This window comes from Roseateles sp. GW821-FHT02E12 (assembly GCF_059421665.1).
Genome location: NZ_JBWKVK010000002.1, coordinates 306,112 through 327,796, shown reverse-complemented (window position 1 = coordinate 327,796; position 21,685 = coordinate 306,112). Strand labels below are relative to the sequence as shown.

The 21,685-nt window shown below is 69.1% G+C and carries 20 protein-coding genes; 12 read left to right on the top strand and 8 right to left on the bottom strand.

Annotated elements, in window-relative coordinates; genetic code table 11:
- Window positions 1-11 precede the first annotated feature (11 nt).
- The 4 genes from flgF (at window position 12) to AC07V5_RS12230 (ending at window position 3,022) form a co-directional block, all read left to right on the top strand.
- Complete coding sequence (flgF, locus tag AC07V5_RS12245) at window positions 12-743, top strand: flagellar basal-body rod protein FlgF (RefSeq protein ID WP_495115951.1); 732 nt, start codon at window positions 12-14, stop codon at window positions 741-743.
- 2 nt (window positions 744-745) lie between these two features.
- Window positions 746-1,528: a flagellar basal-body rod protein FlgG gene (gene flgG, locus AC07V5_RS12240; RefSeq protein ID WP_495115950.1), complete on the top strand. Its 783-nt coding sequence runs from the start codon at window positions 746-748 to the stop codon at window positions 1,526-1,528.
- Between the two features lie 11 nt (window positions 1,529-1,539).
- The gene (locus AC07V5_RS12235; protein WP_495115949.1) at window positions 1,540-2,208 is read left to right on the top strand and encodes a flagellar basal body L-ring protein FlgH; all 669 of its coding nucleotides are present in this window, start codon (window positions 1,540-1,542) and stop codon (window positions 2,206-2,208) included.
- 277 nt (window positions 2,209-2,485) lie between these two features.
- Entirely contained in the window at window positions 2,486-3,022 is a 537-nt protein-coding gene (locus tag AC07V5_RS12230; RefSeq protein WP_495115948.1) for a substrate-binding periplasmic protein, read from the top strand.
- 11 nt (window positions 3,023-3,033) lie between these two features.
- Here the strand turns inward: AC07V5_RS12230 and AC07V5_RS12225 are convergent, their stop codons facing one another.
- From AC07V5_RS12225 to AC07V5_RS12195, 7 genes are all read right to left on the bottom strand, one after another.
- Complete coding sequence (locus AC07V5_RS12225; protein WP_495115947.1) at window positions 3,034-4,299, bottom strand: amidohydrolase; 1,266 nt, start codon at window positions 4,297-4,299, stop codon at window positions 3,034-3,036.
- A 6-nt stretch (window positions 4,300-4,305) separates the two neighbouring features.
- On the bottom strand, window positions 4,306-5,715 hold the full coding sequence (locus AC07V5_RS12220; protein WP_495115946.1) for a hypothetical protein: 1,410 nt from the start codon (window positions 5,713-5,715) through the stop codon (window positions 4,306-4,308).
- Window positions 5,712-6,563: an ABC transporter ATP-binding protein gene (locus tag AC07V5_RS12215; protein ID WP_495115945.1), complete on the bottom strand. Its 852-nt coding sequence runs from the start codon at window positions 6,561-6,563 to the stop codon at window positions 5,712-5,714. Before AC07V5_RS12215 ends, AC07V5_RS12220 begins: the two co-directional genes overlap by 4 nt.
- Window positions 6,560-6,973 carry a GntR family transcriptional regulator gene (locus AC07V5_RS12210; RefSeq protein WP_495115944.1) on the bottom strand — a complete coding sequence of 138 codons (414 nt, stop codon included), beginning with the start codon at window positions 6,971-6,973 and terminating at the stop codon, window positions 6,560-6,562. The genes AC07V5_RS12215 and AC07V5_RS12210 overlap by 4 nt, the downstream gene beginning before the upstream one ends.
- A gap of 64 nt (window positions 6,974-7,037) precedes the next feature.
- Entirely contained in the window at window positions 7,038-7,958 is a 921-nt protein-coding gene (locus AC07V5_RS12205; protein WP_495115943.1) for a glucosamine inositolphosphorylceramide transferase family protein, read from the bottom strand.
- Window positions 7,958-9,049 carry a glycosyltransferase gene (locus AC07V5_RS12200; RefSeq protein ID WP_495115942.1) on the bottom strand — a complete coding sequence of 364 codons (1,092 nt, stop codon included), beginning with the start codon at window positions 9,047-9,049 and terminating at the stop codon, window positions 7,958-7,960. Before AC07V5_RS12200 ends, AC07V5_RS12205 begins: the two co-directional genes overlap by 1 nt.
- A 381-nt stretch (window positions 9,050-9,430) precedes the next feature.
- Window positions 9,431-9,829, bottom strand: coding sequence for a hypothetical protein (locus AC07V5_RS12195; RefSeq protein ID WP_495115941.1), 399 nt, complete (start codon window positions 9,827-9,829; stop codon window positions 9,431-9,433).
- 221 nt (window positions 9,830-10,050) lie between these two features.
- Here AC07V5_RS12195 and AC07V5_RS12190 point away from each other — a divergent pair, with 221 nt between their 5' ends.
- From AC07V5_RS12190 to AC07V5_RS12160, 7 genes are all read left to right on the top strand, one after another.
- The gene (locus tag AC07V5_RS12190; protein ID WP_495115940.1) at window positions 10,051-11,160 is read left to right on the top strand and encodes a flagellar basal body P-ring protein FlgI; all 1,110 of its coding nucleotides are present in this window, start codon (window positions 10,051-10,053) and stop codon (window positions 11,158-11,160) included.
- On the top strand, window positions 11,160-12,029 hold the full coding sequence (flgJ, locus tag AC07V5_RS12185; RefSeq protein ID WP_495115939.1) for a flagellar assembly peptidoglycan hydrolase FlgJ: 870 nt from the start codon (window positions 11,160-11,162) through the stop codon (window positions 12,027-12,029). The genes AC07V5_RS12190 and flgJ overlap by 1 nt, the downstream gene beginning before the upstream one ends.
- A 10-nt stretch (window positions 12,030-12,039) precedes the next feature.
- Window positions 12,040-14,022: a flagellar hook-associated protein FlgK gene (flgK, locus tag AC07V5_RS12180; RefSeq protein ID WP_495115938.1), complete on the top strand. Its 1,983-nt coding sequence runs from the start codon at window positions 12,040-12,042 to the stop codon at window positions 14,020-14,022.
- Window positions 14,023-14,037: 15 nt separating this feature from the next.
- On the top strand, window positions 14,038-15,249 hold the full coding sequence (flgL, locus tag AC07V5_RS12175) for a flagellar hook-associated protein FlgL (RefSeq protein WP_495115937.1): 1,212 nt from the start codon (window positions 14,038-14,040) through the stop codon (window positions 15,247-15,249).
- 104 nt (window positions 15,250-15,353) lie between these two features.
- On the top strand, window positions 15,354-16,538 hold the full coding sequence (locus tag AC07V5_RS12170) for an EAL and HDOD domain-containing protein (protein WP_495115936.1): 1,185 nt from the start codon (window positions 15,354-15,356) through the stop codon (window positions 16,536-16,538).
- A gap of 26 nt (window positions 16,539-16,564) precedes the next feature.
- The gene (locus AC07V5_RS12165; protein WP_495115935.1) at window positions 16,565-19,009 is read left to right on the top strand and encodes a PAS domain-containing sensor histidine kinase; all 2,445 of its coding nucleotides are present in this window, start codon (window positions 16,565-16,567) and stop codon (window positions 19,007-19,009) included.
- Window positions 19,010-19,030: 21 nt separating this feature from the next.
- The gene (locus AC07V5_RS12160; RefSeq protein ID WP_495115934.1) at window positions 19,031-19,651 is read left to right on the top strand and encodes a response regulator; all 621 of its coding nucleotides are present in this window, start codon (window positions 19,031-19,033) and stop codon (window positions 19,649-19,651) included.
- Window positions 19,652-19,709: 58 nt separating this feature from the next.
- Here AC07V5_RS12160 and AC07V5_RS12155 read toward each other — a convergent pair whose 3' ends face one another.
- A complete protein-coding gene (locus AC07V5_RS12155; RefSeq protein ID WP_495115933.1) occupies window positions 19,710-21,041 on the bottom strand; it encodes a sensor histidine kinase in 1,332 nt (443 codons plus the stop codon).
- A gap of 173 nt (window positions 21,042-21,214) precedes the next feature.
- Between AC07V5_RS12155 and AC07V5_RS12150 the strand changes: the two genes are divergently transcribed.
- Entirely contained in the window at window positions 21,215-21,583 is a 369-nt protein-coding gene (locus AC07V5_RS12150) for an Hpt domain-containing protein (protein WP_495115932.1), read from the top strand.
- Window positions 21,584-21,685: the final 102 nt, after the last annotated feature.

The following is a 21,685-nucleotide window of genomic DNA, read 5'->3' as shown; positions in this document are numbered from 1 at the left end:
GAGGACGCGCGATGGACCGCATGATCTACCTCTCGATGGCCGGCGCCAAGGCGGCCATGCAGCGGCAGGACGTGCTCTCGCACAACCTCGCCAACGTCACGACCAACGGCTTTCGCGCCGAGCTGCAGGCCTTCCGCGCCGTGCCGGTGCGCGGCGACGGCGCGTCCACGCGCGCCTACTCGCTGGAAACGACGATCGGCTACAACGACGCCCAGGGCCCGCTGACGCCCACCGGCCGCAACCTCGACGTGGCCATGCAGGGCAATGCCTGGCTGGCGGTGCAGAGCAACGACGGCACCGAGGCCTACACCCGTGCCGGCTCGCTGGACGTGAATGCCGAAGGCATCCTGGTCATGCGCAACGGCATGCCGGTGCTGGGCGATGGCGGGCCTATCAACATCCCGCAGAACAGCCAGGTGTCCATCGGCAGCGACGGCACCATCAGCGCCAAGTCGCCCAACCAGAAGCCCAACACCGTGGGCCGGCTCAAGCTCGTCACGCCCGAGACGACCAACCAGCTCACGCGCGGCGACGACGGCCTGTTCCGCGCCGCCGACGGCGACCTGCCCGCCAACCAGGCCGCCCGCCTGCAGGACGGCGCGCTGGAAGGCTCCAACGTCAGCCCCGTCGAGACCATGGTGTCCATGATCGCCGCCGGCCGCCAGTTCGAGCAGCAGATGAAGCTCTTGCAGATCGCGCAGACCCAGGGTCAGCAGTCCGCCAAACTTTTAGGGAGTACCTGACCATGATGCGCTCGCTCTGGATCGCCAAGACCGGCATGGAAGCCCAGCAGACCCAGCTGGACAACATCTCGCACAACCTCGCCAACGTCGCCACCAACGGCTACAAGCGCTCGCACGCCGTCTTCGAGGACCTGATCTACCAGAACATGCGCCAGGCCGGCGCCAACACGACCGACCAGACCACGCTGCCCACCGGCCTGCAGGTGGGCCTGGGCGTGCGCCCGGTGGCCACGGCTCGCATCTACACGCAGGGCAACCTGCAGCAGACCAGCAACAACCTGGACCTGGCCATCAAGGGCGACGGCTTCTTCCAGATCCAGCAGCCCGACGGCACGACCGCCTACACACGCGACGGCTCGTTCCAGCTCAATGCCAATGGCCAGATGGTCACCAACAACGGCTACACGCTGCTGCCGGGCATCACCATTCCCGCCAACGCGCAGAGCCTGACCATCGGCAACGACGGCACCGTCAGCGTCACGCTGCCCGGCCAGGCCGCAGCGCAGACCGTCGGCCAGCTGCAGCTCGCCAACTTCGTGAATCCGGCCGGCCTGGATCCCAAGGGCCAGAACCTCTTCACCGAGACGGCAGCCAGCGGCACGCCCAACACCGGTGCACCCAACAACAACGGCATGGGCGCCCTGCAGCAGGGCTTCGTCGAGACGTCCAACGTCAACGTCGTCGAGGAGCTGGTGCAGATGATCCAGACCCAGCGCGCCTACGAGCTGAACTCCAAGGCCGTGCAGACGTCCGACCAGATGCTGCAAAAACTGGCCCAGATCTAACGAGACGCGTCATGAAGTACTTCGCCCTCATCCTCGCCACCGCCCTGCTGGCCGGTTGCGCCACGCCCTACCCGGAACCCCAGGTCGAGCTGGCCCACACGCCCGTCGTCAACCTGCCGCCGGTGCAGCCGTTGGCGCCCACCAATGGCGCCATCTACCAGGGCGCCAGCTACCGCCCGCTGTTCGAGGACCACCGCGCAAGGCTGGTGGGCGACACGCTGACGATCAACATCGTCGAGAAGGTGTCGGCCACGCAGACGAGCACCAGCGAGCTGAGCAAGTCGGGCAGCCTGTCGGCCGGCGTGACGGCGCTGCCGCTGATCGCGGGCAACTCCTTCGGCAAGGCCAGCGCCGGTGCCAGCTCGGCGAACGACAACAAGGGCAAGGGCAGCAACCAGAACACCAACGAGTTCACCGGCGCCATCACGGCCGTCGTGACCGGCGTGCTGCCCAACGGCCACCTGATGATCAGCGGCGAGAAGCAGATCGGCGTGAACCGCAATGTCGACGTGCTGCGCTTCTCCGGCCAGGTGGACCCGCGCATGATTGCCCAGGGCAACGCCGTGTCGTCGACCTCGGTCGCCAATGTGCGCATCGAGCAGCGCGGCCGCGGCGCCGTTGCAGACACCCACGCGGTGGGTTGGCTGTCGCGCTTTTTCCTGAACATCGCGCCCAGCTGAGCTCTAACATCCGCACTGGCTAGGGAGAAAAAGATAGCCAGAGGCGGGGGGCCAGATGCTCTCGTTGTGGAGGCGTCGCCACTTGACGCCAACGCTGCTGACTTGGCTTGCCGTGGGCGGACTCTGTCGGGCGGGGAGCGCGCCGCTGCGCTTCGCCACCGATGCCAACGACCAAAGCGGCTTGTCTCCGGCCGCCCGCGCGCTGATACGGCACGCGTTGGCCTCGCTGGGCCATGAGGTACTCTTCGAACCGCTGCCTTTGCGCCGTTCGATGGCCATGACTGAACAAGGCCTGCTGGACGGCGAGACGATGCGCATCCGCGCTGTCGCCGAGGAACACCCCGGGCTGCTGCTTGTGCCCGTGCCGCTGGCCACGATGGAGGTCCGGGGCTATGTGCGGCGAGGCGAGGCCGGGCCGGCCGATCTGAGTTCGCTGGCGGCCTGGCGTGTTGGCCATCCGCGTGGCGTCATTGCGCTGGAGAAACTGCTGGCCAACGTGCCACGCCGTGTCGAGGCCACCACCCGGCAGGATCTGCTGCGGCTGCTGCGAATGGGCACCATCGACCTGGCCTTGTTCGCGTCCACGACCGGCGAGCCCGACATCGACGCGGATCAGACCGAGGGTCTCGCCAGGCTCCCCGCCGCGCTGCACTCGACGCCGCTCTACGCGCTGCTGAACAGCCGCCACCGGGCGCTGCTGCCACAGCTGACCAAGGCCTTGCAGCAGATGGAGGCCAGCGGCGAGTCCGCCAGGCTGCGCAGCGCCGCCTGGGCGGACAGGAGCCTGCGCGGCGGCGAGCGTGACCCGCGTTGAGCCTGGCGCCGTCAAGCCCTGACGGACTCCAGATAGTCCACAGCCAGATTGGCCAGGGCCCGCACGCCCACCTCCAGCCCGCGCTCGTCGGCGATGAAGCGCGGCGAGTGGTTGGAATAGGCCTGGCTCGGTTCGATGTCCGGCGGCGTCACGCCGACGAAGAAGAACAACCCGGGAATCAGGCGCTGGAAGAAGGAGAAGTCCTCCGCGCCGGTGGCCTTGGGCACGACCTCGATGCCCATCGGCCGCGGCCCGGTGCTGGCCACGCGCGTGAGCGTGGGCACCATCTGCTCGGTCAGCACGGGGTCGTTGCGGGTGACCGGGTAGTTCTTCGTGATGCAGACCTTGCAGCTGGCACGCGACGCGGCCGAGATGCCTTCGGCCAGTTGCGTGACGCGCTCGTGGATGGCGTCGCGCATGCCCTCGTCGAAGCTGCGGATGGTGCCGCGCATCTCGACGGTGTCCGGGATGATGTTCTCGCGCACACCGCCCTTGATGGCGCCGATGGTGACGACGGCCGGCTCGCGGTTCAGGTCCAGCGTGCGACTGACGATGGTCTGCAAGCCAAGCACGATCTGCGCGGACGTGACGATGGGGTCGATGCCCAGCCAGGGCGCGGCGCCGTGGGTCTGCTTGCCCTGCACGGTGATCTTGAGCTTGTCGCTGCTCGCCATCGTCGGCCCAGGCCGGTAGCCGATGACGCCGACCGGCTGGCGCGACGTGACGTGCAGGCCGAAGATGGCGCTCGGCGTCGGGTGCTCCAGCACGCCTTCCTTGATCATCAGTGCTGCACCGCCCTCTTCGCCCTCGGGCGGCATTTCCTCGGCGGGCTGGAAGATGAACTTCACCGCACCGGGAATGTCGGCGCGCAGGCCGGCCAGGATGCTGGCCACGCCCATCAGGATGGCGACGTGGCAGTCATGCCCGCAGGCGTGCATGACGCCCACCTCCTCGCCGTTCCAGACCGCGCGGGCCTTGGAGGCGAAGGGCAGCTCCACTTCTTCGGTGACGGGCAGGCCGTCCATGTCGGCCCGCAGCGCCACCACGCCGCCAGGCTTGCCGCCTTTCAGCAGGCCGACGACGCCGGTGTGTGCGACGCCGGTCTTGATCTCGTCAAAGCCCAGGCTGCGCAGATGCTCGGCGACAACGGACGCGGTGCGGAACTCTCGGTTGCCGAGTTCGGGATGCTGGTGCAGGTCGCGCCGCCAGGCGATGACTTGCTGTTCGAGGCAGGCGGTGGCGGTGGCGATGCGGTCGGCGAGCGAGGGCGTGTCCATGGCGGGTCACGCTAGCACGCCGTTGTCCTGCTCGGCCAGGGGGTTCAGGTCGCGCCGTGCCCACTGCGCCACAGCAGCGCGGGCCAGCAGCGCCGCGAGCACCAGTTCGACCGCGAGCCAGACGCCGCCGCGCACGAGCGGCCACCCAACGGCCACCAGCGCGGCGAGGATGGCCGCGGCGACACCCGCGAACGCCAGCCAACCGAGCAACATGGCGACCTGGTGGTTGCGCAGCCCGCGCACCCAGACGCTCCAGGTCAGCGCCAGGGCCAGGTCGCCCATGGCCAGGGGCCAACTGCTGAGCATCGCCCCGTACTGCTGCCGCGGGGCAAACACCAAGGACAACGCGGCGAACATGATGAGCAGCGCACCGCTCGCCAACGCACTGCCGGCAAGCATGCGCCAGGCCCAGGCCGTCGGCGACAGGCCACCGGGCGCCAGCCTGTTGCGCCAATGCAGGCCGGGGTGGACGAGGCTGGTGCTGCAACTCACACCCAACACCGCGAGCCAGCCGGCATAGCCCAGCACGCCGAAGCCCTCGACCGGATTGCCCCAGGCGAGGAAGACCCACAGCTTGTGCTGACCGATGAACTGCGCACCGACGACCGCAAGCATGGTCGCGACCGAAGATACCGCCCGCGAACCTCCATAGACCCAGACGTCACCACGCTGTCCGCTGCGCAACAAGTCCGCGAACGGCAGCAGCCGCCAACCGATGGCCTTGTTGCGCCCACCCGAGACGGCCACACCCCGAAAGCGCGGCACGCCGGACCAAGCCAGCACCGGCCGGCGCAGCACCCCGGCCACCCACCACCACACGGCGGCGACCGCGCCCAACAGGCTGAGCGCGAGCACCGGCCAGGCTATCAGCCAGCGCAGCAGCATGCCCGTCATCGACACGGTCAGCACGAGCAGTAGCCAGCCCAGCAGCGCCCGGCGCGGCAAACGGCCTCGCCATGCCAGGCCGCAGCAGGCACCAAGGGCCTGTGCGCTTGCCAGCATCGCGAGCGTGGCGAGCATGGCCGTGGGCGCCATGGCGGCCACACCATCCGCCTCCGACAGGCGACCGGCCAGCAGCAGGGGGCCTGCGAACCCCAAGGCGCCCGTGACCACCAACTGCCGGCACATGCGCAGGCGGGTACGAACAGCCGCCTGCGATGGCGCCGCCCGTGCCACCCACTGCCCGATCCGCACGCTGGCGGACGACGCGGACATTGCCGCGCTCACCGCCAGCATCACGGCCTGCAGGCCGACGATGGCATAGCGCAGCGCCGGCGGCGCATCCGAGTTGCTGCCAAGCAGCAACGCCAGCAGCAGCGCAAAACCGGAGATGAGCAGCGGCCCGATCAGGCCGACGTCCAACGCCCCGTCGTCGAAGCCGGGGCCGCGTGCTTTCAAGGCTTGAGACGTGTTCATGTGTTCAACAGCTCCAGCACGCCCGTCATGTCCAGCGCCACGCCGCCTTCGGCCCGGCACATGCGCGTGTCCACCAGCAACTGCCCGCCATCGCGCGCCGACCAGTGCAGTTGGCCCGGCGCCAGGGCCGGCGGTGGCGCGGCGCAGGGCACGCGCCGCAGGTGTTCCAGCAGATCGTCCCAGCCGATGAAGAGCTGCACCCGGCCGTCACGAAGGAAGAGCACATGACTGACGATGCGCTCCAGGTCGGCCAGCAAGTGGCTGGAGATCAGCACGGTGCGCGGCTCGGCGCGCTGGCGCAGGCCGAAGAGCGCGCGCAGCACCTCGCGGCGCGTGATCGGGTCCAGGCTCGCCATCGGCTCATCGAGCAGCAGCAGGTCGGGGTCGTGCGCCAGCGCCAGCACGAGGGAGAGCTTCTGCTGGTCGCCGAGCGAGAGCGCATCGGCGCGCTTGCCCAGGCTCAGGTCCAGCCGCGCGGCAAGCGTGGCGGCCGTGGGCAGGTGCAGGCCGCGGTAGACGGCGGCCATTTCGCCCAGGTGCTGCATGCCGGTCAGGCGCGGGAAGAGGTCCGGCGTTTGCGCCACATAGCCCAGGCGTTCGCGCACGGCGTCGGTCAGCGCCAGGCTGGGCTCGCCCAGCAGTTGGGCCTCGCCGGCCGAGGGCGTGATGAGGCCGAGCAGCGCGCGCATCAGCGTGCTCTTGCCCGCGCCGTTGCGGCCGACGAGGCCAACGACGGCGCCCGCGGGGATGTCGAGGTCGATGCGGTCGAGCACGCGGGCGCGGGCACTGGTCCAGCTGTCGCCGTGGCGGTCGAGCGTGAGCTGCCGGGCTTGGAGGACGGGGGTCATGGTTGCTCTTGCTCCTGAAGGGCGCGCTCGAACGCTGCGAGCGCGGCGGCGGGGGTGATGCCGAGTTGCACGGCATGACGGGCAACGGCGTCCAGCGCCGGCTGCAGCAGCGCGATGCGGTCGGTCGCCTTGGCTGTGCGCTGCACGCCTTCGGCCACCACCATGCCCAGCCCCCGCCGCCGCTCCAGTAGGCCCTGCGCCTCCAGCAGGCTGTATGCCTTGCTGACCGTCATGGGGTTGACGGCGTGGCGCTCGGCCACGGTGCGCACGCTGGGCAGTTCGTCGCCAGCCACCAGCTGGCCGCTGGCGACAAGGCGCTGCACCTGCTCCACGACCTGCCGGTAGATGGGCGTGGCGTGGTGGGGCTGGATGTCGAAGGGGACGGGGTTAGGACTAGGGTTGCCGGCCATGCGCATTAGTGTATTGCAATATCAATACACCAATCAACCGAAATCCGTCAGCCGCCCCGGTTCGTCAACCGCCTGTCAGTCGCCTCAGCCGGCGCTTGAAGTCCAGCCACTGCCTGCCGCGCGAGCGGTCGATGCGCTTCACGTCGATCAGCGTGAAGCCGGCGCAACCCGTCAGCGTGTGCAGGCCGGCGGTGTGGCTGCTGCTGACGAGGTCGCCGGTCAGGCGTTCAGTGCCGGCCTCAATGTCGACGCGCTCCGGCGTCAGCACCGGGAACCGGAGCAGGCGCGTGGCGCCGCCGTAGCCGGTCGAGCTGTCCTGCACCGGCAGCGTCAGCACACCGTCGCGGCCGATGAAGGGCCGGCCGGCCGGGCGCGCGCCCTCACGGTTCACGCGCACGGGGTTGGCAGCCAGCGGCGTCCACGGGCCGGCCAGCGCGGGGGCGTGGGCGACGTGCAGTTCGCGCTGGTCACGCGCACCGGGGCCGACCAGCGTGTAGAACATCCACCACCGACCCTGGTACTCGACGAGCGAGGCGTCTGCCCCGGGTACGCCGCCAATCAGCGCGCACTCGCGCTCCCAGTTGTCCAGCGAATCGTCGGACGCGCGGTAGAGCGCAATCTCGCCGGCCTGGAAGGTCTCCGGCACCATCCAGGTCTCGCCGTCGTGCTCGAAGACCTGGGGGTAGGACAGGTGGAATGGCTTGTCCAGCACCGTCGTGCGGCCGCGCCAGGTCAGGTCGGCCAGGCGGAATTCGTGGCGCTCGATGGTGGCGCGCTTGAGCGGATAGTCGAAGGCTTCAACGAAGACGTGCAGGGCGTCGCCACGTACCAGGCCGAAGGGGTCGGCCAGATAGCGCCAGCGGCCGGCCTCGGGCAGCCAGGTGATGCGCTCCCGCGCGGCACCCAGGCTGCGGGCATCGATGTCTTCAACAGGAACGGGAACGATGCCGACTCGCCAGAAGTCGCTGCGCGGCCTCTTGAACATCAGACGTGCCAGGCGGCGTAGGCGTCTTCCTCGTCATCGAAGCGCTGGACCTGGGCGGCCTGGTGCAGCATGACATCGCGATAGAAGCCCAGCGTGCGGGCGACGGCGTTGGAGCGGTCGTAGGCGGCCGTTGCGTAGCGCACGGCGCGCTGCGGGGCGCTGAGCGGGCGCAGGCGCGCGAGTTCCTCGGCCATCGCATGGCCCAGCACGTTGGCGTCGCCGACCGGCACGAGACGCGCCGGCTGGCCGGCCAGCATCTCCAGCGGGCCTTGGGTGGCGGAAGACAGCACCGGCCGGCCGGCGCGCATGGCCTCCAGGATGGCCAGCGGGAAGGCTTCCTCGCGGGACGGCGACACGAACAGGTCGAAGGCCTTCAGTGCCTGGTCGACATCGCTGCGGAAACCCAGCAGGCGGATGCGCGAGTCGGCGGCGGCCATTTCCTTCAGCTGGGCTTCGTCCGGGCCTTCGCCGAGGATGGCCAGCACGGCGTCCGCCGGTGCGTGAGCCTTGAAGGCGGCGATCAGCAGGTCCATGCCCTTGCTGCGGTGCAGGCGGCCGACGCTGCCGACCAGCAACTGGTCGGGCGCCAGGCCCAGCTCGGCGCGCAGATCGGTGTGGCGCGCCGCGGCTGCCGCGTCACGCTCGGGTGCCCAGTTGTAGATGACGTGGGCCAGCGATTCGCTGTCGGGCAGGCCGTCGTACTGGGCGCGGTTCACGCAGACGAGGCCGTCCAGGCGCGCATGGTGGTGGGCCTTGTAGCCGACGTGCAGGGTGCCGATGCGCGCCGAGCGGCGGGCGTGGGCAACGGCCTTGCAGGCCGGGCCGAGGTGGCCGTGGCAGACGTCGGCACCCAGGCGGCGCGCCAGCGCAGCGACGCGCCAGCCGCGCAGCAGCGGCAAGGCGAGGCCGTGGAACTGCACGCCCTGCGCCAGCGCACCGGCGACGGCCGAGCCGGCCGAACCGATGACGTGGACACGGTGGCCCAGCGCGGCCTGGGCGTTGGCGAGGTCGATGCAATGCCGCTCACCGCCCGCGATCCGGGACGAAAACACGACGTGAACCAGGGTCAGCGGTACGAAGGGCGGGGGCATGGCAGGTCTTGCAAACGTGTGCAGCTCGGGTCAGTAAGCAAAACTTTACCGATGTACACATTCAGAAACCTGTCACACAACCCTTCAGTCAAGTGGCCGTCAGGTCCGGAATTTCCCTCAAACGCTCCCAACGCGCCTCAAGTGCGCGAAAACGTGAAGTAGTTCCACCGTCATCTCGACGCTCACGCGTCGTTGGCAGAGCCCGTGGAGGGCCAAGAGTCGGGATTGACAGAATCTCACGGCAGGAGACTTGCAAGCTGAGTACAAGCTTGCGTCCCGCAATGAAAATCGCCCAACCGGCCGGTCGGGCGATCAGGGCATGCGGCCCGCGCAGGGGCCGGCGGATGGCGCCCGGAGGCCAGCCCCGGGCGCACCGGATCTTCAGCGCATCTTGCTGATCCACTCGTTCCGCTGCTCGTCGTAGCGGTACATCATCAGGAAGCGCAGCGTCTCCATGTTGACCTGCTCGCGGGTCAGCGTGCTCATGTCGCGCGGCGCCTTGGCCGGCACCCAGGTGCCGACGGTGTCGTCGTAGACGTTCATGCGCAGGAAATGGTCACGCATCGCGATGACCTCGGCACGCGACATGACGCCCCTGGGCGGCTCCATGCCGGACTTCAGCACCCACATGCCGGTCAGTTCGTCCCAGCGCATCAGCGCCAGGAAGGTGTCGCGCTCCATCTTGACCTGTTCGCGCGTCACGCTCTGGGCCTGGGCAGGCACGGTGAAAGCGGCGAGGGAGGTGGCCAGAGCGAGGGTCAGCAGGGAAAGGCGTTTCATTTCGGGTCTCCAAAAAGATGAGGGGGAAAGAAAGGGGGCTGTGCTGACTGGGCGCCTCAGTGCCTCACAGGTGGCCAGTGGTCGGCCGAACCGGCCTGGCCTTACAAACTGTGAAAAATCCCCGTCCTTCCCGGCAGCCACGGCCAGTGGCTTCGAAAAGCGGGGCGGTCCGCGCCCTTTTCGTCGGCTTCGCGGGCTCAAGCGTCCGCAGAATCTGCCGAGTGAAGTCCCTGCAAGCCCTCCTCCTCAGCCTCGCCGTCGTGCTGGCGCCCCTGGCGCCGCCCGCCGAGGCCGCCCGCATCAAGGAAGTTGCCTCGATCGCCGGCGTGCGCTCCAACCCGTTGACGGGCTATGGGCTCATCGTCGGCCTGGACGGTACGGGCGACCAGACGACGCAGGCGCCCTTCACGGGCCAAAGCCTGTCGGCCATGCTGCAGCAGTTCGGCGTGATCCTCCCCCAGGGCGTGACGATGCAGCCGCGCAATATCGCCGCCGTCATGGTGACGGCCTCGCTGCCGGCCTTCGCCCAGCCCGGCCAGCAACTGGACATCAACGTCTCGTCCATCGGCAACGCCAAGAGCCTGCGCGGCGGCACGCTGATCGCCACACCCCTGCGCGGCGCTGATGGCCAGATCTACGCCATCGCCCAGGGCAACCTGGTGGTGGGCGGTGCCGGCGCTTCCGCCGGTGGCTCCAAGGTACAGATCAACCACCTGAGCGCCGGCCGCATCCCGGCGGGCGCCCTCGTCGAGCGTTCCGTGCCCACGCCCCTGGCGCAGGGCGACAGCATCCAACTCGATCTCAACAGCAGCGATTTCGCCACCGCCCGCGCCGTGGCGCAGGCCATCAACAAGGCCAAGGGCAGCGGCGTGGCCCAGGCGCTGGACGGCCGCGTCGTGCGCGTGCGCGCCCCCACCACGCCGGACGAACGCGTCGCCTTCCTGGCCGATGTCGAGAACCTCGCCATCGACATGGCGGCACCGGCCGCGCGCATCGTCATCAATGCCCGCACCGGCTCCATCGTCATGAACCAGGCCGTCACGCTGTCGGCCTGCGCCATCGCCCACGGCAACCTGTCGGTGACGATCAGCTCCACGCCCATCATCAGCCAGCCCAATGCGCTGTCCGGCGGCCAGACGACGGTGGCCGAAAAGGCCGACATCTCCATCCGCCAGGAACCCGGCAGCCTCATCCAGCTGGCCGCCGGCGCGCGCCTGTCAGACGTCGTCAAGGCGCTGAACTCCCTCGGCGCCACACCGCAGGATCTGCTCGCCATCCTGCAGGCCATGAAGAGCGCGGGCGCCTTGAATGCCGAGCTTGAGGTGATCTGATGGCCAACAGCTTCCAGTCCGTTTCCGGCCAGAGCTTGGGCAGCCTGGACGCGCTGAAGGCCCAGGCCTCGCGCGACCCCAAGGCCAGCATCCGCGAGACGGCCAAGCAGTTCGAATCGCTCTTCATGCAGGAAGTCATGAAGAGCATGCGCGCTTCCACCTTGTCCAGCGGCATGCTGGACAACAACGCGACCCAGCTCGGCACCGAAATGCTGGACACGCAGTTCGCCGGCAAGATGAGCGGCCTGCCGGGCGGCCTGTCGGAAGCCATCCAGAAGCAGCTGCAGCGCCAGATGGGCATCCAGGACCTGTCGCCCGAGAACGTCAGGAAGGCCAGCCAGACGACGCTGGCCCAGGCCCTGCCCGCGCTGGCCACCAAGGGCATCCCCAACCACGTGCAGAGCTTCATCCAGCAGCACGACGCCGCCGCCCGCTCGGCCTCGGCAACCACTGGCATCCCGGCCAGCTTCATGGTCGCCCAGGCTGCGCACGAGAGCGGCTGGGGCAAGCGCGAGATCGTTGGCGCCGACGGCAGCAAGAGCCACAACGTCTTCGGCATCAAGGCCACGCCGGGCTGGACGGGCAAGACCGTCGACGTGAAGACCACCGAGGTCATCAATGGCCAGGCCGTCAAGGTCACCGCCAAGTTCCGCGCCTACGGCAGCTATGACGAGGCCTTCAAGGACTACGCCCGGCTGATCAGCAGCAACGACCGCTATTCCAAGGTCGTCGCCCAAGCCCAGAATGGCAACGCCGCCGGCTTCGCACGCGGCCTGCAGCAGGCCGGCTACGCCACCGACCCGGCCTATGCCGAGAAGCTGGCGAAGACCATCCACACGACGCAGCGCGTGCAAAGCACACTCGCCTAAGGACTAGACCATGGCTGGCTTGCTCACCCTCGGCGCCCGCGCGATGTTCGCCAACCAGGCGGCATTGCAGACCATCGGCCAGAACATCGCCAACGCGAACACGCAGGGCTACTCGCGCCAGTCAGTCGTGCTGACAACCTCGCCCGGCCAGTACACCGGCGCGGGCTTCTTCGGCAAGGGCGTGGACGTGCAGACCGTCGTGCGCTCGCACAACGAGTTCCTGACCAAGGAAGCCGCCAGCTCCAAGTCCGCCGCGATGGCGGACTCGACGCGTGCCGACCAACTGTCCCGCATGGAGAAAGTCTTCCCGCCCGGCACCGACGGCCTGGGCTACGCGGCCAGCCAGTTCCTGAACGCCATGGTCGACGTGACCAGCCGGCCGAACGACCCCTCGGCCCGCCAGGTGGCGCTCGGCCGTGCCAACGAGCTGGCCGTGCGCTTCTCCAACGCCGGCCAGCAGATCACCGACCTGCAGGCCGGCGTCGTCAGCGACCTCAAGGCCAACGTCACCGTCGTCAACGAGCTGGCGCGGCAGATCGCCAACATCAACGACCAGATCTCCAAGACGCGCGGCAGCGGCCACACGCCCAACGACCTGCTCGACAAGCGCGAGCTGCTGATCTCCCAACTGGGTGAGCATGTCGCGGTAACGACGCTGACCGCCGACGACGACACCGTCGGTGTCTTCATCGGCGGCGGCCAGCGCCTCGTGCTGGGCAACCAGGCCTCCACGCTGCAGGTCTCGGCCGACGCCTACGACCCCCAGCGCGCCATGCTGTCCCTGAACGAAGGCGGCCTGAGCCGTGGGCTGGACGAGAGCGTGCTGACCGGCGGCTCGATGACGGCGCTGCTGAGTTTTCAGAACAAGGACCTGCAGGACGCCAAGAACCTGCTCGGCCAGCTCGCGGCCGCCATCGGCACCCGCGTCAACGACCAGAACAGCCTCGGCCTGGATCTGTCCAACCCGCCCGGCAAGGGCGCGCCCATCTTCAACGTCGCCGTTCCGAAGGTGATGCCGGCTGCCACCAATCTGCGCAACCCCGGCGGCAGCTTCACCAACGGCGTGCAGGCCACCATCGTCAACGCCAGCCAGCTGCAGGCCAGCAGCTACAAGCTGACGTCCAGTGTGTCCGGCACCTACGAGCTGACCCGGCTGTCCGACGGCCTGGTGCGCAACATCAACGACGGCGACACGATCGACGGCGTCCAGTTCACTTTCACTCCCGGTGCACCCGCCGCCGGCGAGAGCTTTCTCATCGAGCCCGTGGGCGCCGCGGCCGTCGAGATGCGCCGCGTGCTGGACAACCCCAACGGCATCGCCGCCGCCTCGCCGCTGACGGCCGCCGCCTCGGTCAACAACACCGGCACGCTGACGGTCGACAGCATCTACGCCGTCAACAGCAGCTACGACCCCACCAAGGTCCCGATGACCGTCGAGTTCGGCGGCCCCGACCCGGCCAACCCTGCCAACGTGCTGTACACGGTGACGCTGGCCGACGGCACCGTGCTCAACGGCGTGTGGAGCCCGGGCCAGGCCATCGGCAACCAGCCGGCCGCCGGCATCGACCTCGGCTTCGAGCTGCGTACCAACGGCGTGCCGCGCTCGGGCGACAAGCTGGCGCTCGACCCGACCGTCTTCACCAGCACCAACAACGGCAACGCCAAGGCCTTCCTGAACATCCAGTCCGAAGGCTTTGTCGGCCGCCAGTTGCTCGCCGGTGGCGGCGTCACGCCGGGCACGACCATCAACGACGCTTACGCTGCCGCGATGAGCGAGATTGGCGCCCGCGTGCAGAGTGCCAACTACCTGTCGGGCGTGTCCACCAGCGTCGCCGGCGACTCCGAGGCCAACCGCGCCGGCCAGGCTGGCGTCAACCTCGACGAGGAAGCCTCGCGCCTGATGCAGTTCCAGCAGAGCTACCAGGCCGCTGCCAAGGTGCTGCAGACCGCCCAGACCCTTTTCGACGAACTGATGCGCATCGCTGCGCGCTAGGCACAGAGGTAAGCCATGAGACTCTCCACCGCCAACCTCTACGACGCCTCCATCGCCAACCTGCAGCGCCGCCAGCAGTCTCTGCAGAACCAGCAGCAGCAGCTGACGTCGGGCAAGCGCATCACCATGGCCAGCGACGACCCCACCGGCGCTGCGCGCGCCGAGCGGGCGCTGGCCGCCATCGGCCGTGTCGACGCCAACCAGCGCGCGCTGGAAGCCAGCCGCAACAGCATGACGCTGGCCGAGTCCGCACTGGGCGACGCCAACGAGCTGATGCAGCAGGCCCGCGAGACCATGGTGTCGGCCGGCAACGCCAGCTACTCCGACGCCGAGCGCCAGGGCCTGGCCAACAAGCTCCAGGGCATCCGCGACCAGCTCCTGTCCATCGCCAACCGGCCGGACGGCGGCGGTGGCTATCTCTTCTCGGGCCAGGGCTCGGCCAACCCGCCCTTCCTGGACCAGGCCGGCGGCGTCAGCTACGTCGGCGTGGCCGGCACCATCCAGACCGGCAACCTCGACAACTTCCAGCTCAGCATCGACGGCCGCGGCGCGTGGGAGCAGGCACGCAGCGGCAACGGCACGTTCGTCACCGACGCCAACGCCAACGGCATCACCGGCAACCCGGCCCAGGCCTGGGTCGACTCGGGCCGCGTCATCGACCCCACGCTGGTGACCGGCCAGAACTACCGCATCGACATCGCCGGCACGGCGCCGGCGCAGACTTACAGCGTCACCAACACCGACACCGGCGCCGGCGTTGCCGGTGGCGCCTACAAGTCCGGCCAGTCCATCGTCTTCGACGGCATCAGCGTCGCCGTCGCGGGCACGCCGGCCGACGGCGACAACTTCTCGGTTGCACCGGCCACCAACTCCCTCAAGGTCTTCGACGTACTGGACCGCGCCATCAGCGAGCTGAAGACGCCGCTGCGCAGCAACGCGCAGATCGCCCAGAGCAACTCCGGCCGGCTGCGCGACATCGACGCTGCCATGGGCGGGCTGCAGAACGCGCGCAGCCAGACCGGCGAGCGCCTGAACAACCTCGACGGCACCGAGACCCGCCTGGCCGCGCTCAAGCAGTACAACACCGAGGAAAAGAGCGCCGCCGAGGACATCGACATGGTGCAGGGCATCTCGGACTTCCAGAACCAGCAGACCGGCTACGACACCGCGCTGAAGACCTACGCCATGGTCCAGCGCATGTCGCTGTTCCAGTACATCCAGGGCTGAGGGCCAGTTCTTACGGCAGCTCGCGTGAAGCTGTCACGATTTGCCGCCATGGGGAGCGGGGCGGCGTGGCAGACTGCCGCATTCATCGCCCCCCGCGCCGCGCCATGTCCGACAACACTCCTGCCGCCCTCGATCACGCCATCCTGCCCGGGATTGCGCTCGGCTACGCCCCGATCATCGACCGCCAGCGCAACATCACCGGCACGCGGCTGACGCTGGTGCCGCTGCGCGCCGACGCCCGCACCGACCACGCCGAGCTGCTGGCCGCACTCGCCGCCACCTGGCCGAACGGCGGTGAACTGCTCAACCCGCAAGGCGAGGCCCTGCTGGCCGCCGTGCTGGCCCAACCGCCGGCCCAGCCGACGCAGATCGAAGTCCCGGCCTTCATCGCCGCGGATGCCACCCACAGCGCGGCCCTGGCCGCATTGAAAGCCGCCGGCCACACGGGCCTGCTCAAGGGTCTGCCTCAGGCTGCGCTGCCGGCCGAAGTGGCCTCCGTGTTCAAACAGGTGGTGCTGGAGCCGGGCCAGGCGGCGCCGGCCGGGCTGGCGCTGGTGCACGCCGGCGTGCGCGGTGCCGACGCCATCGACGCCAGCTTCAATGCCGGCGCCACTGCCGTCATCGGCTGGCCGATGGACGGCCCCTTCGAAGTCGTGCCCCCCGCCGCCAAGACCGAGATTGCCGCCGACCTTCAAGTCATCGTCGAGCTGATGTCGCGCGTCGACCAGGGCGAAGACGTCGAGCGCCTGGAGCAGACGCTCAAGCGCGACCCCAGCCTGGCCTTCAAGCTGCTGCGCTACCTGAACTCCGCCGCCTTCGGCCTGCCTGTCGAGGTGTCGAGCTTCCGCCACGCCATCATGCTGCTCGGCTATGTCCGCATGAAGCGCTGGCTGGCCCTGCTGCTGACGACGGCCAGCAAGGACCACAGCATGCGCCCCATCATGTTCGGGGCGCTGCGCCGCGGCCTGCTGATGGAAGAGTTCGCGCAGAACATGAGCGAGCGCGAGCAGCGCGACGAGATGTTCATCTGCGGCCTGTTCTCGCTGCTGGACCACATGCTCAAGCAGCCGTTCGACAAGCTGCTGCAAAGCATCCCCGTGCCCGAAGGCGTGCGCCAGGCGCTGGTGGAGGACAGCGGCCCCTACCACCCCTATCTGCAACTCGTTCGCGCGCTGGAGGCCGAATCGGTGTTCGACTACCGCGACTGCGCCGAGGCGTTGATGCTGGGCGCCGGCGAGATCAATGCCTGCGTGTTGAGGGCCTTGCACAAGGCTTCCCAGCTCGAATGAGCACAGCGCCTTCGGACGGCTGAGCCATGTTCGGCCCGCCTGCCTCCGCTGCCCTGCTCGACCTCGTCGGTGACCCGGTGCTGACACTGCGGGCCGATCTGTCCGCGCTGCGTGCCAACCCGGCTGCCCGCGAATGGCTGGGGGCCGACGCCGCCGAGGGCTGGCGGCTGCTGCGCCATGCCGCCGGCGCCCGCCTCGAAGCCTGGCTGCGAGATGCCGCCCACGCCATCGACGCCGGCCGTGCGCCACCACCCGCGCCGCCGCTCAAGCTGGCCGACGGGCAGCGCGCCACGCTGCATCTGCTGCGCGACCGCCCCAACTGGCTGCTGCATGCCCGCCTCAGCGCGGCCGACCCGGGCGAGCCACCGCTGGCCGAATGGCTGGCGCTGTCACCGCTGCCGGCCGTGCTGGCCGACGCCGCCAGCGGCACCCTGCTGCGCCACAACGCCGCCTTCTCTGCGCTCTACGCCGGCTCGCCCCGCCATCTGAACGACCTGCCCGACCTGCTGCAGGCCCTGCTCGGCTGGCACCGTGGCACGCCACTGCCAGCGCTGGCGGCCCAGCGCCCACAGGACGGGCCCCTCGTGACCGAGGCCGAGTTCATCGACCCCCAGGGCCAGCCCCGCTGGCTGCAGGCCCGGCTGCGGCTGTGGCGGCACGGCGGCCGCGCCCTGCTGCTGGCCGTGCTGGAGGACCAGAGCACCCTGCACGAGCGCGACCTCGCCCACCAGCAGCTCGACGCGCTGATGGACACCGCCGCCGTGGGCCTGGCCACCTTCCAGCCCGAGGCTGGCTGGCTCAAGGCGCACCGCAAGGGCTCGCCTTTCAAGGCGGGCAGCAAGCAACCCGTCGCCTCGCTGCAGGGCATCAACCGCGACATCGTCGAGCCGGCATCCTTGCCCGAGTTCGAACGCCTGCAGCGCGCGCTGAAACGAGGTGACCCGGTCGAGGTGCGCTACGCGGTGCGCCACCCAGAGCTGGGTCGGCGCTGGCTGCTGACACGCGTCGCGCCCGGGTTGCTGGCCGGCGGCCGGCGCTCGACCTCCGTCGTGACGCTGGACGTGACGGCCCAGGCTCAGGCCGAAAACGCACTGCTGCTGCGCGCCGAGAGCGAGCGCGCGGTGCTGGACTCGGTGCTGGTGGGCATCGTCTCCGTCGGGCCCGATGGCATCGAATGGATGAACCGCTCAGCGCGCCGCATGTTCGGCTGCGAACTGGAGGACGTGCAAGGCCAGCCCATGGGCGTGCTGGCCCCTGAGGACGATGAACACGCCTTCCACGCCGAGCCCGGCACCGACGTCTTCGAGTGCCGGCTGCGCGGCCGCGACGGGCGCGAGTTCTGGGTCATCGGCAATGCCGTGCAGACACCGCGTGAGGACGGCAGCACCCAGCTGACCTACGCCCTGCTCGACATCGACCGCCGCCGCCAGGCCGAGGCGCAAAGCCGGCTGGCCCAGGCTTCGCTGGCCCGCATCATCGAAGGCGCGCCGCTGGCCATCACGCTGCACGAGGCGCAGAGCCTGCGCGTCGTCAAGCTCAACCAGGCCGCCGCCACGCTGGCCGGCCGACCCGAAGCCGCCCTGCTCGGCGGCACGCCGGCCCAGCTCTTCGGCGCCGAGCAGGGTGCCCAGGTGGTGGCCGACATGCGCGAGGCGCTGGAGTCGCAAAGCGTCGTGCAGCGCGAATACCACGTGCCGGCAGGCGGCTCCACACGCATCTGGGACGCACGGCTGCTGCACCTGGCCGGCGTGGGCGGCGATGACACACCCGAGCTGCTGCTGCTGGTGGCCAGCGACGTGACCGAACAGCGCGCCGCCGAACAGGCACGGCTGCAGGCCGCCATCTCGCAGCGCGAACTGCTGGTGCGCGAGGTGCACCACCGCATCAAGAACAACCTGCAGGGCGTGGCCGGCCTGCTGCAGCAGATCGCCGCGCGCCGCCCCGAAGTGGCGGGGGTGCTGAAGGAGGCCGTGGGCCAGGTGCAGGCCATCGCGCAGGTCTACGGCCTGCAGGTGGGCGCTACCGGCCCGCTGCTGCTCAAGCGCGTGTTCGACGCCATCGTTGGCTCCGTGCAGCGCATGCAAGGCCGCGTCATCACCACCGCGGCCGAAGGCGGCGCGTTGCTGGACGACTGGTGCCTGCCCGAGGCCGAGGCCATCCCCATCGCACTGAGCCTGAACGAGCTGCTCGGCAATGCGCTGCGGCACAGCCATGGAGCCCAGGTGCGCTGCCAGCTCATCTGCGACATGACAGGCGTCACCGTCGAGATCGTCAACCCCGGCCAACTGCCGGACGGCTTCGTGCTGCTGAACGTGAAAAGCGGCGTGTCGGGCCTGGGCCTGGTGCGCGCGCTGCTGCCGCGGCGCAGCGCCATCCTGAGCCTGGAACAGGTTGGCGCAGACGTGGTTTGCCGGCTGGAACTGATTCCACCCAGCGTGGTTCACAATGCCGCCACAAAATCAAGTTCTTGATTCAGGACATTGAGGGGCGCGGTGAGCAAGGGCAAGATCCTGGTCGTCGACGATGACCGACTGGTGTTGGCAACGCTGAGCTACGGGCTCACGCAGGCGGGCTTCGAGGTCATCGACGCCGACAACGGCGACGACGCCATCCTGCTCGCCCGCGAGCACCGGCCCGAGCTGGCCCTGCTGGACATCCGCATGGAAGGCCTGACCGGCTTCGACGTGGCCGCCTACCTGCGCGAATTCCTGCAGACGCCCTTCATGTTCCTGTCCGCCTTCGCCGACGACGCGACGGTAGCCAAGGTCAAGGAGCTGGGCGCGGTCGCCTACCTCGTCAAGCCGCTGGACATCTCGCAGATCGTGCCCGCCGTCGAGGCCGCCTTCGCACGTTCGACCACCCACCCGGCCGCCCCCGCCAGCGCGCCGACCGAAGCACCACGGGTCGAGGCGTTTGCCAGCCCCTCCGAGCTGCCGCTGCTGGACGTGACGGCCTTGGCTGTCGGCGTGCTGATGCACCGCTACTCGCTGCCGCGCGACGAGGCGCTGGCCCGCCTGATGAGCCTGGCCTCGGCCGATGGTCACAGCCTGCCCGAGCAGGCGCGACGCGTCGTCGATGCGCTGGAACTGCTGGCCCGGCCTGGGCAGCGCTGACACTGATTTGGGTCAGGCTTGCACGCGTTCAGCAGGCAAGACTGGACGAGGGGCCTACTCAGCTCAGAGTGAAATAAAAGCGGGCGCCCTCGCCCATCGCCGACTCAGCCCAGATGTCGCCGCCGTGGCGGCGCACGATGCGCCGCACCAGGGCCAAGCCAACGCCCGTGCCCTGGAAGTCGCTGGCGCTGTGCAGGCGCTGGAAAACGCCGAACAGCCGCTCGGCAAAGCGCATGTCGAAACCGGCGCCGTTGTCCGACACGACGAAGACGCGTCGGCCGCCCTGCTGAACGCTGCCAAAGCCGATCCGCGTGCACTCGACCTTGCCGCTGTACTTCCAGGCATTGCCCAGCAGGTTCTCCAGCACCATGCGCAGCAGCGTCGGGTCGCCCTGCACCACCAGGCCCGGCTCGATGTCCAGATCGAGTTCACGCTGCGGCGCGCCGCGCTTGAGCTCTTCCATCACATACCCAGCCTGCTGGGACAGGTTGACCTGCTGGCAGGCCAGCGGCCGCGTCGACAGCTGGCTCAGCGACAGCAACGCATCGATCATGCTGTTCATGCGCGCCGCAGCACTCATGACGCGGTCGAGGTGATCGTTGCCGACCCGGTCTAGCCGCCCGCCGTAGTCTTCCTTGAGGATGCGCGCAAAGCCCTCGACCACGCGAAGTGGCGCGCGCAGGTCGTGCGAAACCGTGTAGCTGAAGGACTCGTGTTCGGCGGCCAGATCGGGCTGTGCCGCAGGGAGTGCCGCCGCGACGGCGGGCTCGTCCGGCCTGGCCGTGCCCAGAAAGCCGGCGAAATGACCCTGCGAATCGATGCAAGGCATGCCGCGCAGGCGCCACTGCGTGCTGCCTTCTGCAGCGTTGAGCTGCAGGTCTGCGAAAGGCTGCTGCGCGTCCAGCCGCTCGCGCAGCTGGCTGGCCGGGGCGGCGGCCTCGAAACGCTCCCACAGCTGCTGAGTGCTCGCGCCCGCCCCCACCCAGCTCGACGAAGGCGCTCCCTGAGGCGCCTGCCAACGCACAAGTCGGTGAGAAGCATCGGTGGCCCATTGCCAGTCGCGCTGCAGCTGGGCCTGCATCAGCAGCTGCTGGCGCGCTTCGCGCAGCGGCTCGGCCAGGCGCTGGCGTGTCAGCCGCACGCCGGCATGCCAGCCCAGCGCCGCAGCAACAAGCACCATGACTCCAGTGAAGAATGCCGTCAGCACCAGGGCTGCGTGCACCAGGCCGACTTCGCCACCCCAGACGCGCATCAGCGCCAGCACCACGAGGCCACCGAGCACGAGCATCAGCAGCGACGCCACGGCCAGACCCAGCACCAGCAACCGCATCGGCAATCGTCGCTCCTGGCGGCGCGACGTGAGCGCGCTGTCGTCGCTGAGGCTGTTCATGCATGGCATTGTAGGCAGCGCTTCCCCCGCTTCAGGCCCTGGAAGCTCCCTGTGTTGTCGATGTCAATAAGCACAGAGAGCAGGCCCGAATCTGTGCATTTCTTCGCGGCGGGCACCCCTCCCACCCAAGCTACATTTAGATATGCCGAGTCCCCAGACCCGCAGACCAGTTCATGACCGCCTCCCATCCCGCAGCCCTGCTCGACCCTGAGGCAATTCGCCGCCTGCGCGAGCTCGATCCGAGCGGCGGCAACAGGCTGCTTGAACGTGTCGTGAATGCCTTCTCCAGCTCACTGGACCGTTTGCTTCCCGACCTTGCGCTTGCCCGCGAGGGCGAGGTGCCTGACCTTGCCGTCGTCCGCCACGTCAGCCACACGCTGAAGTCCTCGTCCGCCAGTCTCGGCGCAACGGTGCTGTCCGAGCGTTGCGCCGTCATTGAAACCATGGCTCGCGACGGCCAAGTGCAGGGCTTGTCCGAACAGTTGGACGCTATGCTCCAAGACATCCAACAGGTACGCACGGCCCTGGCCGCGCTGCTCTAAGAGAAGCTGTGAATAAGTCCCACACGCTCGCTCATCCCGCCGCAACGCCGCCACTCGGCGTTGCATATGCGCGCCGTAGCCCTGGCTACGGCTGTGCTTTGC

What these genes read in the sequence shown, in the direction of transcription:
- AC07V5_RS12205 (WP_495115943.1), bottom strand. Translation starts at nt 7,958, where the DNA reads ATGTTCAAGAGGCCGCGCAGCGACTTCTGGCGAGTCGGCATCGTTCCC.
- flgJ (WP_495115939.1), top strand. Translation starts at nt 11,160, where the DNA reads ATGGCCAACAGCTTCCAGTCCGTTTCCGGCCAGAGCTTGGGCAGCCTG.
- AC07V5_RS12235 (WP_495115949.1), top strand. Translation starts at nt 1,540, where the DNA reads ATGAAGTACTTCGCCCTCATCCTCGCCACCGCCCTGCTGGCCGGTTGC.
- AC07V5_RS12155 (WP_495115933.1), bottom strand. Translation starts at nt 21,041, where the DNA reads ATGAACAGCCTCAGCGACGACAGCGCGCTCACGTCGCGCCGCCAGGAG.
- AC07V5_RS12220 (WP_495115946.1), bottom strand. Translation starts at nt 5,715, where the DNA reads ATGAACACGTCTCAAGCCTTGAAAGCACGCGGCCCCGGCTTCGACGAC.
- AC07V5_RS12210 (WP_495115944.1), bottom strand. Translation starts at nt 6,973, where the DNA reads ATGGCCGGCAACCCTAGTCCTAACCCCGTCCCCTTCGACATCCAGCCC.
- AC07V5_RS12225 (WP_495115947.1), bottom strand. Translation starts at nt 4,299, where the DNA reads ATGGACACGCCCTCGCTCGCCGACCGCATCGCCACCGCCACCGCCTGC.
- AC07V5_RS12150 (WP_495115932.1), top strand. Translation starts at nt 21,215, where the DNA reads ATGACCGCCTCCCATCCCGCAGCCCTGCTCGACCCTGAGGCAATTCGC.
- flgF (WP_495115951.1), top strand. Translation starts at nt 12, where the DNA reads ATGGACCGCATGATCTACCTCTCGATGGCCGGCGCCAAGGCGGCCATG.
- AC07V5_RS12195 (WP_495115941.1), bottom strand. Translation starts at nt 9,829, where the DNA reads ATGAAACGCCTTTCCCTGCTGACCCTCGCTCTGGCCACCTCCCTCGCC.
- flgK (WP_495115938.1), top strand. Translation starts at nt 12,040, where the DNA reads ATGGCTGGCTTGCTCACCCTCGGCGCCCGCGCGATGTTCGCCAACCAG.
- AC07V5_RS12170 (WP_495115936.1), top strand. Translation starts at nt 15,354, where the DNA reads ATGTCCGACAACACTCCTGCCGCCCTCGATCACGCCATCCTGCCCGGG.
- AC07V5_RS12165 (WP_495115935.1), top strand. Translation starts at nt 16,565, where the DNA reads ATGTTCGGCCCGCCTGCCTCCGCTGCCCTGCTCGACCTCGTCGGTGAC.
- flgG (WP_495115950.1), top strand. Translation starts at nt 746, where the DNA reads ATGATGCGCTCGCTCTGGATCGCCAAGACCGGCATGGAAGCCCAGCAG.
- flgL (WP_495115937.1), top strand. Translation starts at nt 14,038, where the DNA reads ATGAGACTCTCCACCGCCAACCTCTACGACGCCTCCATCGCCAACCTG.
- AC07V5_RS12200 (WP_495115942.1), bottom strand. Translation starts at nt 9,049, where the DNA reads ATGCCCCCGCCCTTCGTACCGCTGACCCTGGTTCACGTCGTGTTTTCG.
- AC07V5_RS12215 (WP_495115945.1), bottom strand. Translation starts at nt 6,563, where the DNA reads ATGACCCCCGTCCTCCAAGCCCGGCAGCTCACGCTCGACCGCCACGGC.
- AC07V5_RS12230 (WP_495115948.1), top strand. Translation starts at nt 2,486, where the DNA reads ATGACTGAACAAGGCCTGCTGGACGGCGAGACGATGCGCATCCGCGCT.